Annotated in this window: 16 protein-coding genes; 12 read left to right on the forward strand and 4 right to left on the reverse strand. The window is 41.8% G+C overall.

The annotated features are described in order from the left end of the window. Positions 1-10: 10 nt before the first annotated feature. Positions 11-688 carry a tetratricopeptide repeat protein gene (locus Q0R52_RS10115; protein WP_295794482.1) on the reverse strand — a complete coding sequence of 226 codons (678 nt, stop codon included), beginning with the start codon at positions 686-688 and terminating at the stop codon, positions 11-13. 247 nt (positions 689-935) lie between these two features. Between Q0R52_RS10115 and Q0R52_RS10120 the strand changes: the two genes are divergently transcribed. Together Q0R52_RS10120 and Q0R52_RS10125 are read left to right on the forward strand one after the other, a co-directional pair. Next, complete coding sequence (locus Q0R52_RS10120; protein WP_295794484.1) at positions 936-2,036, forward strand: DNA replication/repair protein RecF; 1,101 nt, start codon at positions 936-938, stop codon at positions 2,034-2,036. Beyond that, a complete protein-coding gene (locus tag Q0R52_RS10125; protein WP_295794486.1) occupies positions 2,029-2,319 on the forward strand; it encodes a DUF721 domain-containing protein in 291 nt (96 codons plus the stop codon). The genes Q0R52_RS10120 and Q0R52_RS10125 overlap by 8 nt, the downstream gene beginning before the upstream one ends. A gap of 323 nt (positions 2,320-2,642) precedes the next feature. Here the strand turns inward: Q0R52_RS10125 and Q0R52_RS10130 are convergent, their stop codons facing one another. Next, positions 2,643-3,062, reverse strand: a complete 420-nt coding sequence (locus tag Q0R52_RS10130; protein WP_252792114.1) for a nucleoside-diphosphate kinase — start codon at positions 3,060-3,062, stop codon at positions 2,643-2,645. Between the two features lie 205 nt (positions 3,063-3,267). Between Q0R52_RS10130 and Q0R52_RS10135 the strand changes: the two genes are divergently transcribed. The 9 genes from Q0R52_RS10135 to Q0R52_RS10175 all read left to right on the forward strand — a co-directional run bounded on the left by Q0R52_RS10135 (position 3,268) and on the right by Q0R52_RS10175 (position 11,247). Then, positions 3,268-4,278 (forward strand): DHH family phosphoesterase, encoded by a 1,011-nt coding sequence (locus Q0R52_RS10135; protein WP_295794490.1) that lies wholly within the window; start codon positions 3,268-3,270, stop codon positions 4,276-4,278. Positions 4,279-4,284: 6 nt separating this feature from the next. Beyond that, positions 4,285-5,268 (forward strand): FKBP-type peptidyl-prolyl cis-trans isomerase, encoded by a 984-nt coding sequence (locus tag Q0R52_RS10140; RefSeq protein WP_295794491.1) that lies wholly within the window; start codon positions 4,285-4,287, stop codon positions 5,266-5,268. Between the two features lie 51 nt (positions 5,269-5,319). Then, the gene (locus Q0R52_RS10145; protein ID WP_295794492.1) at positions 5,320-6,294 is read left to right on the forward strand and encodes an FKBP-type peptidyl-prolyl cis-trans isomerase; all 975 of its coding nucleotides are present in this window, start codon (positions 5,320-5,322) and stop codon (positions 6,292-6,294) included. 44 nt (positions 6,295-6,338) lie between these two features. Then, positions 6,339-7,106, forward strand: a complete 768-nt coding sequence (locus tag Q0R52_RS10150; RefSeq protein ID WP_295794494.1) for a TatD family hydrolase — start codon at positions 6,339-6,341, stop codon at positions 7,104-7,106. Between the two features lie 46 nt (positions 7,107-7,152). Beyond that, entirely contained in the window at positions 7,153-8,175 is a 1,023-nt protein-coding gene (locus tag Q0R52_RS10155) for an asparaginase (protein WP_252792109.1), read from the forward strand. A gap of 51 nt (positions 8,176-8,226) precedes the next feature. Further along, complete coding sequence (locus Q0R52_RS10160; RefSeq protein WP_295794496.1) at positions 8,227-8,433, forward strand: DUF2281 domain-containing protein; 207 nt, start codon at positions 8,227-8,229, stop codon at positions 8,431-8,433. Position 8,434: 1 nt separating this feature from the next. Then, on the forward strand, positions 8,435-8,830 hold the full coding sequence (locus Q0R52_RS10165) for a type II toxin-antitoxin system VapC family toxin (RefSeq protein ID WP_295794497.1): 396 nt from the start codon (positions 8,435-8,437) through the stop codon (positions 8,828-8,830). A gap of 74 nt (positions 8,831-8,904) precedes the next feature. Next, complete coding sequence (locus Q0R52_RS10170) at positions 8,905-10,608, forward strand: hypothetical protein (RefSeq protein WP_295794499.1); 1,704 nt, start codon at positions 8,905-8,907, stop codon at positions 10,606-10,608. Between the two features lie 189 nt (positions 10,609-10,797). Next, positions 10,798-11,247: a KTSC domain-containing protein gene (locus Q0R52_RS10175; protein ID WP_295794501.1), complete on the forward strand. Its 450-nt coding sequence runs from the start codon at positions 10,798-10,800 to the stop codon at positions 11,245-11,247. 30 nt (positions 11,248-11,277) lie between these two features. On the opposite strand, the gene Q0R52_RS10180 is transcribed toward Q0R52_RS10175, so the two are convergent. Both Q0R52_RS10180 and Q0R52_RS10185 read right to left on the reverse strand, forming a co-directional pair. Next, positions 11,278-11,535, reverse strand: a complete 258-nt coding sequence (locus Q0R52_RS10180; RefSeq protein WP_295794503.1) for a Txe/YoeB family addiction module toxin — start codon at positions 11,533-11,535, stop codon at positions 11,278-11,280. Next, positions 11,526-11,756 carry a DUF2683 family protein gene (locus Q0R52_RS10185; RefSeq protein WP_295794505.1) on the reverse strand — a complete coding sequence of 77 codons (231 nt, stop codon included), beginning with the start codon at positions 11,754-11,756 and terminating at the stop codon, positions 11,526-11,528. The genes Q0R52_RS10180 and Q0R52_RS10185 overlap by 10 nt, the downstream gene beginning before the upstream one ends. 193 nt (positions 11,757-11,949) lie before the next feature. Between Q0R52_RS10185 and Q0R52_RS10190 the strand changes: the two genes are divergently transcribed. Further along, positions 11,950-14,391, forward strand: a complete 2,442-nt coding sequence (locus Q0R52_RS10190) for an ABC transporter permease (protein WP_295794506.1) — start codon at positions 11,950-11,952, stop codon at positions 14,389-14,391. Positions 14,392-14,405 lie beyond the last annotated feature (14 nt).

Consider the following 14,405-nt stretch of genomic DNA (forward strand, 5'->3'; position numbering starts at 1 on the left):
CCGAAATCAATTAAAGTTTAGCCTCGGTGCGTGCTATCAACTCATCAATATTCTGAGCTTCGGGGCTTTCGGGGTAATCGTTTTTTATTTTTTTATAAGTTTCGTCAGCCGATTGGTTATCGTTTTGTGTTTCGTAAACCAGGCCTAATTTTTTCAGGTAAAGCGGGGTCAAAAATTTATTACTTGCTTTGTCGGCCGCTTTTTTAAAGTAAGTTACAGCTTTGTCGTAATCTTTTAGTTCAACATAAGCATCTGCGGTACCGCCAAATGCTTCAGCAGCAACCATGCTATCGTTACCGCGGTAGTTAACCAGGTTGTCAATAGCTTTTTGAAATTCACCTTTATTTAAATAAGCAGTGCCTAAATAAAAGTAAGCCAGGTTTGCTGACTTGGTATTGCCGTAATCGTCAATTATTTTTTGGAAGCCAGGGTACCCTGCATCGCCTTTAATAGCCTTGTCCCAGTCTTTTTTGGCCCAAAAATCCTGCGCAACGTGCATCTGGTTTGCAGCTTTAACTTCAAGCGGTGCGATATAAAGTTTTTGATAAGCTACATATATAACAACCATGGCGAAAATGGCGCCTACTATAAAAATTACGCTTTTTTGGTTCTCGCGGAAAAAGTTACCGGCCTGCCCTGCATTCTTCTCTTGCGCTACCGGCTTGGTATTCACCTGGGTTTTTGACATTTCTCTTCTAAAATTAAGTTTGCAAAAATACAGTTTTCAAAATTTTTATCAATAGCTTTTAAATTTATTATTTAATGTTAGAGATTGGAGGTTGGTTAATTAGAGATTAGGCAGGACATATTGTTAAATAATGGCTGATATTCAACGTGTTTATTTGTAAAATCATTCCGCATTCAGCCCTCCGCAATCCGCATTTTTAAACTAATCTCCAATCTCTAACCTCTAATCACTAACTTTACGCCTCCTTATGTATCTGAAGCAGCTATCGGTTATCAATTTTAAAAATTACGCAGAGGCGGGCTTAACCTTTAGCGAGGGCGTTAACGTTTTTACCGGCAACAATGGCGCCGGCAAAACCAATTTACTTGATGCCATTTATTACCTGGCATTGTGCAAAAGCTATTTTAACCCCATCGACAGCCAACAAATAAAACAGGGAACGGATTTTTTTATCGTTACCGGAAATTTTAACCGCGACGGTAAAGCCGAAAATATTGCCTGCTCGGTAAAGAAGAACCAAAAAAAGCAATTTAAACGGAACAAGAAAGACTACCAGCGCCTTGCCGACCACATAGGCCTGCTGCCCCTGGTAATGGTATCACCATATGATATCAGCATTATAATTGAAGGCAGTGATGAACGGCGTAAGTTCATCGATAATGTGATATCACAAACCGATAACTCATACCTTGATGAATTGCTGGTATATAATAAGGTATTGGCCAATCGCAATGCGCTGCTGAAGCAAATTGCCGATACGGGCCGTTACGACCCGGCATTGCTTGAAATTATTGATGAACAGTTAACAGCTTCAGGCAATCGCATTTTTGAAAAGCGCAAATTATTTATGGAGGCTTTCACCGGCATATTTAATAAGCATTATAGTTTTTTAAGCGATGATGCCGAGCAGGTAGAAATGGTATATGATTCGCAACTGCTGCAGAATGATTTTGCAGGTTTGCTGAAGAAGAATATGGAAAAGGATAGGGTGCTTGAGCGTACCAACGCCGGTATCCATAAGGATGACCTGGTTTTTGCCATCCACGGCATGCCGATGAAAAAGTTTGGCTCTCAGGGGCAGCAAAAATCGTTTTTGATAGCGCTTAAGCTGGCGCAATACAGTTTTTTAGATCAACAGAATAAATTTAAGCCAATATTACTGCTCGATGATATTTTTGACAAACTTGACGACTCAAGGGTCACCAAATTAATGCAAATGATATCGAACCATGATTTTGGCCAGGTATTTATAACAGATACCAGCGAAAGCCGCGTGCGGGGGATATTTGATAATATAGGTGTGGCCATTGCACTTTTTAAAGTAAAAGGAGGGGAAATAGATGCGTAAAGCAAACGACAAATCGTTAAAGGAAGCTATTGAGCAAATGCTTAACGTTTATAAAATTAAGCGCAAGTTTGATGAAACCTCGATTATAGCGCACTGGCCCGAGTTAGTTGGTAAGCCTGTTGCTAACCGCACCAAAGAGTTATTTATCAATAATAAGAAATTATTCCTGCGGGTTGAGTCGTCGGTAATTAAAAACGAACTCATGATGATGCGTACGCAGATAATTGAAAAGATAAACGAAGAAGCAAAAGTAATATTGATTGAGGAGATTATTTTCCTCTAGTCCACCTTGGGAAAAACGACCTGAAGTTTAAGTCGTCGCTCATCCTCGAAAAAGCAAGGATAAACAGACCGGGAAGTATAAAAGCTAACTGGGCCTCGGGGTGCGTACGATAAAGTAAAATAGTACCCGACACCAAAACAATTATAAGTAGCAAATACAGTATATATTTAAGCAGTAATCTCATAATTTTTGTTTCAGTTTACAATTAAAAGGGGCTTGCGAAATCTTAATTTCTCAAACCTTTATAAAAATACTTACTTCTTTTTGGAAAAACAAAATAACAGGGTGTTTTTTTATTAATAAAACACCCTGTTAACTAATATTTAAAATTTTTCGAAAGCCGAAAAGAAGAAGCTACCTTCTATCTCCGCATTTTCTGAAGAGTCGGAACCGTGGACGGCATTTGCACCGATTGATTCAGCAAAACGCTGGCGGATTGTTCCTTCTTCTGCTTTTGAAGGGTCGGTAGCGCCAATAAGCTTGCGGAAATCATCCACAGCGTTATCTTTCTCCAAAATAGCAGCCACAATCGGTCCTGATGACATAAAATTCACCAATTCGCCATAAAACGGGCGCTCTTTGTGTACTTCGTAAAATTTCCCGGCTGTTTTTTCTGTTAATGCAATGTATTTCATAGCGTTAATTTTAAAGCCTGCCTTTATAATCTGGTCTAAAATTGCACCGATATGGCCGTTTGCAACAGCGTCGGGCTTAATCATTGTAAAAGTTTTATTGTTACTCATATATTTTTAGTTCAATGTTAATGGTTCATAGCAGCTTCAGGAATATGGGTTTTACTATGAACCATGAACCATCAACTATAATATGAACTGCTCTAATTTTCCGCAAAAATAGCTTTTTACAATTGAACCGTAAAGCCTTTAACATTAAATAACATACCTGTATTTGATTTATTTATTTAGCTTTGCAACTCTTTTTTGAAAATTGATGTTAGATACAGCCTCGCTTATAAAACTTTTAGCGCAGCCACAAAAAATAGTGATTACTACTCATCACAAGCCTGATGGTGATGCTATGGGCTCGTCGCTTGGTTTATATAATTATTTAATACAGCAGGGGCACCACGTTAAGGTTATTACCCCTACCGATTACCCCGAATTTTTGTTCTGGCTGCCCGGCAATGGCGAGGTTATTATTTTCACTGAAAATGAAAAAGAATCGGCTGATTTAATTGCTGCGGCTGATATTATATTTTGCCTCGACTTTAATGCGCTTAACCGCATTAACGAGATGGGTGAACTGGTTGGCGAAAGCAATGCGGTTAAAGTAATGATTGATCATCACCTGGAACCGCAGGATTTTGATGATTACCGCTACTGGGATATCAATGCCTGTGCAACTGCGCAACTGATTTACACTTTCATAACCGAAGAGCTTAAGAATAAAAAGCTGGTTAATAAAGATGTAGCTACCTGTTTGTATACTGGTATCATGACCGATTCAAAATCGTTCTCGCTGCCAAATACCACCTCGGCAGTGCACCGCATAATTGCCGATTTGATTGACGCCGGCACTGTAAACTGGCATATTTACGACCAGGTTTACAATAATTCGTCAGAAAACCGTTTACGTTTTCTGGGTATCTGTTTGTCGGAGAAGCTGGAAGTGCTGCATGAATTTAATACAGCTATTATAACGGCTACGAAAGAAGATCTGGAAAAATATGAAGTAATTACCGGGGATACCGAAGGAATAGTTAACTATGCACTTTCAATTACTGGTATTAAGCTGGCCGCGTTTATAGTTGAGCGCACCGATAAGGTGAAACTATCATTGCGTTCGAAAGGGGAGTTTCCGGCCAATGATATCTGTAAAAAATATTTTAATGGTGGCGGCCATCGCAATGCAGCGGGTGGCGCTTCAACCGGCAGCCTTGAACAGGTTGTAAATCAATTTAAATCAATTTTACCCGAATATAAAAAACTGTTAATACAATAAGAAAAAATGAAAAAAAGACTGATGTTTTTAGCGCTTGCTGCAATTGGATTAGCAAGCTGTAATGGTGGCTTTAAAAAACTGGGCGGCGGCACAGAATATTCAATAGCCGACGATAAAGGCGGCCCGAGCATAAAAGAAGGCGATTTTGTTTCGTTTAACTTTTCAATAAAAAACGACGCCGACTCGGTTATGCAAAGCTCATACGAAAAAGGCTTTCCGCAAATATTGAATATGCCTAAGGTAGAAGCCGGCAAAGGAAACATTATGGAAGTGTTTACTTTTCTTAGCGAAGGAGATAGCGTAGTTATCAGGCAGAATATAGATTCGCTTGTTAAAGGAAAGCCAAGGCCAAAACAGTTAAAAGGCAAATACATTTTATACGTGATAAAGGTTGACAAAGTAATTACTAAAGGCAATCAAACCGACGCTGTTTTCCAGACCAAATCACAAGAGTATGTTAAAGGAATTGAGGAAAAAATTAAGGCAAGAGAACCTATTGCGATCAAAAAGTATATCGCTGATAAAAAACTTAAAGTTACTACCACTCCATCAGGGTTAAACTACGAAATTACTAAACAAGGTACAGGCCCTCTGCCAGCTCCAGGCGATAGTGTTTCTATCTACTACACCGGTACTTTTGTTGACGGTAAAGGTTTTGACACAAACGTGAAAGGAAACGCTGTGAAACTGAAGCTGCCAATTAACCCGATGAACCCATACAAACCAATGAACTTTGTACCGGGTGCTCCTGGTATGATCCCTGGGTTTGGCGAAGCCTTTAAATTATTCAACAAAGGAACTAAAGTTACACTGATCATCCCTTCGAACCTTGCTTATGGCGAACAGGGATACCAAAGCGTACAACCGTTTACTCCGTTGGTGTTTGATATCGAGGTAGTTGATATTATCCACCCAAACCCTAATGCGCCAAAGCCGGTGCAATTGCCGCCGCCCGTGGTTAACCCAGCGCAGCAGCCGATTAGAAAATAATTTTAATATAATAGCGCCTTCCTGTTTTTAACAGGAGGGCTTTTTTAATTTATGATGAAGTATATTTTATTTGTTTTTGCTTTAGCACTAACCATTGGCGCCAAAGCACAGGATGCCGCCTTACAGCACACGCCTAAAGGGGCGTTATACCAGATTTTTACTCATGCTCCGGGCGATAAAGTAAAAGAGGGTGACATTATTACGTTTCAGTACATTCAAAAGACAGATAAAGACTCGGTGCTTTATAGCACTTATGTAAGCGGTCGTCCCGGCCAGGCAAGGATACAACCTTCGCAAAATTTAGCTGATTTGATGGAGGTTTTCCCGTTATTGGCAGTTAACGACAGTGTGTTGGTTAAGGTACCTACCGACTCGTTATTTAAAGGTCACGAAGAAAGCCGTCCGCCATTTTTTCCAAAAGGAAGTTTCCTGAAGTTTTTTATTAAAATTCAAAAGGCGCAATCAATGGATGCTTTTATGGCTGAAATAAAACAGGCCGAAATGGATGGCGCCAATAAATATATTGCCGATCATAAATTAACCCTGCAAACCACAGCCAGCGGTTTGAAATATGCTATAACCAAGCAAGGAACCGGTATAAAACCCCAGAATGGAGATACTGTGCTGGTAAATTATGCCGGTCGAGGCCTGGACGATAAAGTGTTCGACAGCAGTATTGAAGCAGTGGCCAAACAAGCCGGTTTGCAACAGCCTGGCCGTACTTATGAGCCTTTAGTTGTTTATGTAGGCTTAGCCGGTACTGAACACTCCGTTATTACGGGCTGGAACGAAGGCTTACTTTTGTTAAACGAAGGCTCGAAAGCAACATTTGTTATCCCGTCAAACCTTGCATACGGGGCACAGGGCTCGGGCGAAATTAAACCATTCAGCACATTAGTGTTTGATTTAGAACTGGTAAAAGTTAAACCTGCTAAAAAGACGCCTGCTGCTACGAAAGCGCCAGCGAAAAAAACACCGGGTAAAACGACCGGCCTTAAAAAGAAAGTCACTACAAAGAAAAATTAAGTAAAAGCCTCCTGATACCCGGGAGGCTTTTCTATTTTTGCACCATGTTACTTACCGATACGCATACCCACCTATACTACGAAACCGATAACACTAAACTGGATGGGTTGATACAGCGTTGCAGGGAAAACAGTATACATCGTTTGTTTCTGCCAAATGTTGACGCAACATCTGTACCCAAGGTGTACGCACTTACAGAAGCTTACCCGGATATGTGTTTCCCGATGCTGGGTTTGCATCCATGCGATGTAAAAGCTGGTTGGGAGCAGGAACTTGACGAAATAAAGTCGTTCCACAATCAACATAAAATATACGCCATCGGCGAAATAGGCATCGATTTATACTGGGATAAAACCACCCTTGATATTCAAATACAGGCGTTTAGAAAACAAATAGCCTGGGCAAAATTGCTAAAACTCCCTATCGTTATTCACTGTCGCGACGCATTCGACCAGGTTTTTGAAGTTTTACAACAAGAGCAGGGTGAAGATTTGCGCGGCATATTCCATTGTTTCACCGGAACAGTGGAACAGGCGGAACAGGTTGTTGCTTTGGGCTTCTACCTTGGCATTGGCGGGGTTGTTACCTATAAAAATTCGGGGTTAGATAAAGTAGTAGAACAAGTTGACCTAAAGCATATAGTTTTAGAAACAGATTCTCCGTACCTTACGCCCGTGCCGTATCGGGGCAAACCTAATGAAAGCTCGTACTTAATTTATGTTGCCCAAAAGGTAGCCGACCTGCATCAAACCGATCTTGAAACCGTGGCTACAACAACCACTGAAAATTCAAAGAAGGTATTTGGCGTATGAACAATTATTTTTTAATAGCTTTATTTTTTACAGAACCTATATACACATGAGTCAAATATTGATCATTTATACCGGAGGGACAATTGGTATGATGAGCGACCCGCAGACTAAGGTGCTCAGACCGATCAATTTTGAGCAGATAATGGATAATGTGCCCGAGCTTGAAAAGCTTAACTGCAAAATTAAGGTGCATTCGTTTGAGCAGATTATTGATTCATCGAACATGAACCCCGCCATTTGGAGCGAACTCGCAAGCCTTATTGAGTCAAATTACAACGATGTTGATGGCTTTGTGATCCTGCACGGCTCAGATACGATGGCCTTTTCAGCATCGGTATTGAGCTTTATGCTTGAGGGATTAGGCAAGCCGGTGATATTTACAGGCTCACAATTGCCTATAAGTGCAATACGCACGGATGCAAAGGAAAACCTGATGACATCTATTGAAATTGCCAAAGCAAAAAAGAACGACCGCGCCCGTGTACCCGAGGTTTGTATCTATTTTGATTATAAATTATTCCGGGGCAATCGCTCGTTTAAATATAATTCGTCAAAGTTCGAGGCATTTCGTTCACCAAATTACCCAATACTGGCCGAGTCGGGGGTGCACCTACGCTTTAGCGCTAACGATATAAGGCACCCCAAAGACGGTGAAACCCTGAAGGTGCATAAAAACCTGGTGAGCGATGTGGCGGTGCTGAAGTTGTACCCCGGCATCAGCCCCAAAGTAGTGGAAACAATACTAGGCGCCGATGTCCGCGGCATAGTAATGGAGACATTCGGCGCGGGCAATACCACCACCGACGATTGGTTTGTTGACCTTTTAAAGCAAGCCATTGATAGCGGTAAAGTTATCCTTGATATATCGCAATGTAAAGTAGGTACGGTTGAACTTGGCCGATACGAAACCAGCAAGCAGCTGAAAGATATTGGTGTGGCCAATGGTTACGACATGACCTATGAATCGGCTGTTACCAAGATGATGTACCTGTTAGGGCAATTTAAAAACCCGCAGGATGTAAAAGAGCATTTAGAGATGGATATGAGGGGCGAGATTACAGTTAGTTAGTTTTTTGAAGTAATAGAAATTTGGTATATTTACAATAAATAGGGGGTAATTATGCTAACTACAATAAAAGGATATTACGATCATGGGCATCTTACACTAGAGGAAACCCCACCGGCGGATAAAACACCCGTAATGGTGACTTTTCTTAATGAAGTGACCCCAGAACCTAAAAAAAGAAAACTCGGCGGACTTGAAGGTAAAGTAAATCTTCCGGATGATTTTAATGAGCCGTTAGACGACTTGAAGGATTACATGTAAGATGAATGTTCTTATAGATACGCAAATTCTAATATGGTCTTTTGATGTTAATTCTCCACTTTCAGAACACCATAAAAAGATACTTGAGGATCCTGTAAATAAAATTTTTGTAAGTCACGTCAGTTTGATGGAGCTTGCAATAAAGAAAAATATAAAAAAACTACCCGAATTTATTCCTGATATTGAATTAATCGCAACTCAAATAACCAACAATGGATTTGAATTGTTGAGATTGAAGGATGAGCACATCTTTGCCTACCAAGATTTGCCTTTATTTGGTGAACACAAGGACCCATTTGACAGGTTTTTGATTGCTGTTGCAAGGCATGAGGATTTCGTCGTGATATCTACTGACGCCAAATTTCAACTTTATTCATCGTTGATAAAAATACTTTAATATAGTAGGCGACTGCAATAGCCATAAAACACCGTCAACTTATAGCTATATTAGTTTCTCAAATCCACCTCATCATGAAGAAGCTAATTTTCCTGCTGCTTATTTCTGTTTCGGCATCTGCACAAACATTTAGGGTAAGTATTGATCCTGCGCTTAAGGAGCCGGTTCAAGACGGTCGTTTGCTGTTGTTGCTTTCAAAAACAAATAAAGCTGAGCCCCGCTTCCAAATCAGCGACGGCGCAGGTACCCAACTGGTTTTTGGCATTGATGTAGAGGGATGGAAGCCGGGGACAACCCAACTAATGGATGTGCAGGCCATAGGCTATCCGATTGAACGTTTAAAAGATGTGCCGGCAGGCGATTACTATGTACAAGTGCTGCTGCATAAATACGAAACGTTCCATTTAAAAACAGGCCAAACGGTTAAACTACCCATGGATAGGGGCGAAGGCCAGCACTGGAATATAGCCCCGGGCAATATTTATTCGGTGCCTGTAAAAATACATTTCGACCCTGCCGCTACGAACGAAATAGCGTTAGCCATAACTAAAATCATTCCGCCGACTAAGGACCCGGAGGACACCAAATACATTAAACACATGCGGATACAAAGCAAATTGCTTACTGAGTTTTGGGGTCGGCCGATGTACCTGAGCGCAAACATTTTGTTGCCCGAGGGTTTTGATGAGCATAAAGATGTGAAATACCCCCTGGCTATTTTCGAAGACCATTTCAACCATGATATGGGCGGCTTCAGCACCACCAAACCCGACACTGCAAGTATAAAGCCGGACACTTCAGAGCGCTTTCATATAACCGGTTATAACCGGATTGTAGCACAGGAGGCCTATGATTTTTATAAACAATGGACGGGCCCGGACTTCCCGAGGGTACTGGCGGTGCAGCTAAACCACGCCAACCCGTATTATGACGACTCGTACGCGGTAAACTCGGCCAACCTGGGCCCATACGGTGATGCCATTACCTACGAGCTTATCCCTGCTATTGAAAAGGCATATCGCGGCATTGGCAAAGGCTGGGCGCGGTTTGTATATGGCGGTTCGACGGGTGGCTGGATATCGTTGGCGGTGCAGGTTTTATATCCCAATGAATATAATGGCAGCTATGCCGCATGCCCCGATCCGATAGATTTTCATCATTACACTACTATCGATATTTATAATAATAAAAACGCTTACTACACTGAAAGCGATTTTAAAAAGACACCGCGCCCCGGGGAGCGTAACTACCTGGGCCATGTACTGGCTACCGTTAAGGAAATGAACCAGCATGAACTGGCCGAGGGCAGCCGCACCCGCAGCGGCGAACAGTTTGATGTTTGGGAGGCTGTTTTTTCGCCAATGGATAATGACGGTTACCCCAAACGAATCTTCGATAAATACACCGGTGCAATTGATAGTTCGGTAGCCAGGTACTGGCGCGACAATTTCGACCTTACCTATATCATTAAACGCGACTGGCCAAAGATCGGCAACAGCCTGAAAGGTAAAATCCACATTTATGTGGGGGATATGGATACGTATTATCTTAACGATGCCGTATACACTGCCGAAGACATGCTGAAAAAATTGAATAACCCCAACTGCAGCTGTTTTATAGATTACGGCGACCGGGCTGAACATTGCTGGAACGGCGATCATACACAACCCAACTACATCAGCCGCTTACGCTATAACCAAATGTTTATAAAAAAATGGGCCGAAGAAATTAAAACACGGGCGCCGAAAGGGGTTGATTTAAAATCATGGCGATACTAAAATAGGCACTAATTTTCACGAATTAAGGCGAATTACACGAATTGGAGCGAAAATCGCTCGTGCCTTCAATTCCAATAAGTAATTCTTTCAATTTTTTCTGGCTGATAAAACGTACCTTTGCAAAATTATTTTCTTGAAAATCGCCGCAGGCCTTCCAATTCAACGACAATAAGTTAAAGATTACGCATTATGAAAAAGATTGTCGATTACAGGAAACTGTTGAATGTGAATGAAGCTGCCGAATTGCAGGAATTGAAAACGGTTTACCGCGGCCTGATGAAAACCTGGCACCCGGATAAGTTTAATGATAACGAAGCCTTAAAGCTGGAAGCCGAAGAAAAAAGCAAAACCATAATTGAAGCATACCACTTTTTGGTAAGCATAGCGCCCGAAACCCGCGACCAAACCTTTGCCGACTATACCATAACCACCACTACATCAAACATAGCCGATTTTGAGTACAAGCAGCAGGTATTAACCGTTTACTTCCTGGACGGCAACGCTTACGAATACTTCGATGTACCAAAAGAAGTTTACCGAAAACTTGTAAACGCCGATTCGCCGGGAAGATTTGCCCGCAGGCATATTTTTAATGAGTTCGTGTATAGGAGCGTGAGTAAGTTAGTGGCGACAGCGTAGAGGGAATAACCAATATCGGTATACACCCTTTTAATAATGGCCTTTTAAGGATTGGATGACGAGGGCGCCGTCCGTAACGATGTATACAAGCCTGTGTTCGCCATTTATTCTCCGCGACCAGTATCCGGTTAGTTCATGCTTCAACGGTTCTGGTTTGCCAATGCCTTCAAACGGATTCTCTATAATGGCTTTGGTAAGTTGAAGGATTTTCTTCAGCACGGGCTTGTTGCCGGTTTGTATCCAAAAATCTAAATGTTCTTTTGCTTTAGGGGTGTAGGTTATTTGCATAGGTTTTCTAATTCCTGCAAAGTCATAGTTACGCCTTTCCCATCTTTTAAATCTTGCTCACCTTGTTTTATCATCGCTACAAATTCAGGGTCGTAGGGTGATTCTGAATTATCGTTGACTTTCGATATTGTGTATTTAATTTTAAAAGCCTTTATCACAGCTTTTATAGCCTCAATTTGTGATGCATCCTCTGTATAGGCCGTAATGTTTATTGCTTTCATGCTGCTTTAATTGAAAAACATAACAAATTTACATAAATAAACTACAGTGCCACGCGGGTAGTTTGCAATTATTAAATGCTTCGTTAAATTCTGTTAAATAATACAAAGCGACTTGCCATTTAATTATTTTTGATTCAGCACAAAGTCAATTCGTGTAATTCGCCTTAATTCGTGAAAATTAGTGTAATTAATTATGTTCAAAAGCTACTTAAAACTCGCTGCCCGTAACCTTTGGAAACGGAAAACCACCACCGCCATCAATGTTTTTAGCCTGGCAATAGGTTTAACCTGCTGTGCTTTGGTGTTTTTGTACTGGCAGCACGAGTTGAGCTTTGACAAAGGCTTTGATAACCGCGACGATATTTACCGCGTAACATCCACCTTTAAAGGCGATAGCAAAGCGCCTACAGTTGGCCTTCCCTATGCCAAATATTTAAAAAGCGAGATTCCCGAAATTGAGCAGGTAACCCGGATGGACCCTACCAACGGTTCGGTTATCATTCAGGTTCAGGGAGCGGGAAGCGCTACACCATACGTACAAGACTCCGGTTATTGGGTCGACCCGCAATTTTTTGATGTGCTCTCCTATCATTTTGCACAGGGCGACCGTAAAACAGCTTTCGCGGCGCCGAATACCATAGTGCTTTCGCAATCATTGGCGACCAAGCTTTTCAAAAACGTATCGCCCATTGGCAAAACATTAAAGGCCGGGCTTACCACTTATACCATTACCGGTGTTTTTAAAGAGGATTTTTTGAACCACATAAAAGCAGATTTCTTCGCCTCGAACAACAGCGACCATATCCGCGACCTGATGGCTAATAATGAAAGCTGGGTGGTAAACGATAATTTTTACACTTACGTAAAGGTGCGGCATGGTACTGACCCGCAGGCCCTAACCGTAAAGCTGAACGCGTATTTAAAGCGCCATGCTGGTGCCGAAATGAAGGCGCATAATGATTATATCACCAACGGACTACAATCGCTTAACGATATTCATTTGCACTCAGGCGAGTTTCAGGATTATTTGGCTTATAAACAGGGCAATATCAAATACCTGTACCTTTTAGGCTCTATCGCACTAATTATTTTGTTGCTGGGTTGTATCAACTATATGAATTTGACAACCGCGCAGGCCATAAGCCGTGCCCGCGAGGTCGGTGTGCGCCGGGTAATGGGTGCAGGCAAAGGCTCCATCCGCTACCAGTTTTTGATAGAGACAATTGCCATTAGTACTTGCGCGCTGATTATTTCGGTTGGGCTGGCATTTTTAGCCTTGCCTGTCTTTAACAACCTTACTAACCAGGCCCTTTCATTTTTCGCGGAAGAAAACAGCAGCTTAATTTTATGGCTCGTACTAATCGCGCTGGCAACCGGGCTGGCGGCAGGTTTGTATCCGGCGTTTTACCTGTCGGCATTTAAACCGGTTAAGGTTTTAAAGGGTAAGGTTGCCGGCTCATCGGGCATGTTCGGCATACGTAAAGTGCTTATTGTATCGCAGTTTATTATTTCAACCTGCCTTGTATTTGCTACTGTGGTAATATGGAGTCAGCTGCATTTTATGATCAACTCAAAACCTGGTTTCGACCAGGCACAGCAATTGGTACTAAATCTTAACGGCGACCAGGCCCAGCGCAATAGCGCCTTGCTGGTAAATCAGCTCAAAAGCAACCCTAATTTTAAATCAGTAACTGCGGCGACAGCGCCGCTGGTATCGGGCGATATGAACCTGTATGCTTCCGATAAAACTATAAATGATAAACAAATAGTTTTTTTTGATTTTGCCGACGAGAACTATGTAAACACACTTGGGTTAAAATTGGTATCGGGCAATAATTTTAGTTCGCAAGCATTTACCAATACCAATATGCAGGAGGATATAGAATTGCACGATTTTGGCAAAGAGGTACTGCTAAACGAAGAAGCTGCAAAGCTCCTGGGTTTCGACGCTAACACCGCCCCGGGCAAATTTGTATCGCACCTGCATAATGGTATTACCTATAAATATAAGGTAGTGGGGGTGGTAAAAAACTATCATTATTTTTCGCTGCACGCAGCTATTGGCCCCTGCGCCATTATGAATGTAAACCCATTAAGATGCACCACTATTGTTGCCAAAGTAGACACGCGCCATGTTAAAGATATAGTTGGCTACGCCGAAAAACAGTGGAAAGAATTGAACCCGGATACGCCATTTTCTTATGGTTTTTTAAATGAGCTTTCCCAATCGGATTACGATCAGGACAAGCGCCAGCAGCAAATGATGGGGTCGTTCGCTGTGATAGCCATATTCATATCCTGTTTAGGGCTGTTAGGGCTGATAACCTATTCCGTAGCACAAAAAGAAAAGGAAATCGGTATCCGCAAGGTAATCGGTGCCAGTGTGGCAGGCATAGTTAGCTTATTTGCCAAACAGTATTTTAAATTGTTGTTGATAGCCAACGTGATTGCATTACCCCTTGCATGGTATTTAATGAACGATTGGCTGAAAGATTTCCCTTACCGCATAACAATAAGCTGGTGGATGTTTGCCGTAGCATTAGCTGCCGGGTTAATAACCGGATTATCGACAATTGCTTTTAAAACCATTAAGGCGGCAATGGCAAACCCGATAAATAGCTTAAGGGCAGAATAAGGCTTAGGATGAAA

It is taken from the genome of Mucilaginibacter sp., from assembly GCF_025359345.1.
GTDB lineage: Bacteria > Bacteroidota > Bacteroidia > Sphingobacteriales > Sphingobacteriaceae > Mucilaginibacter.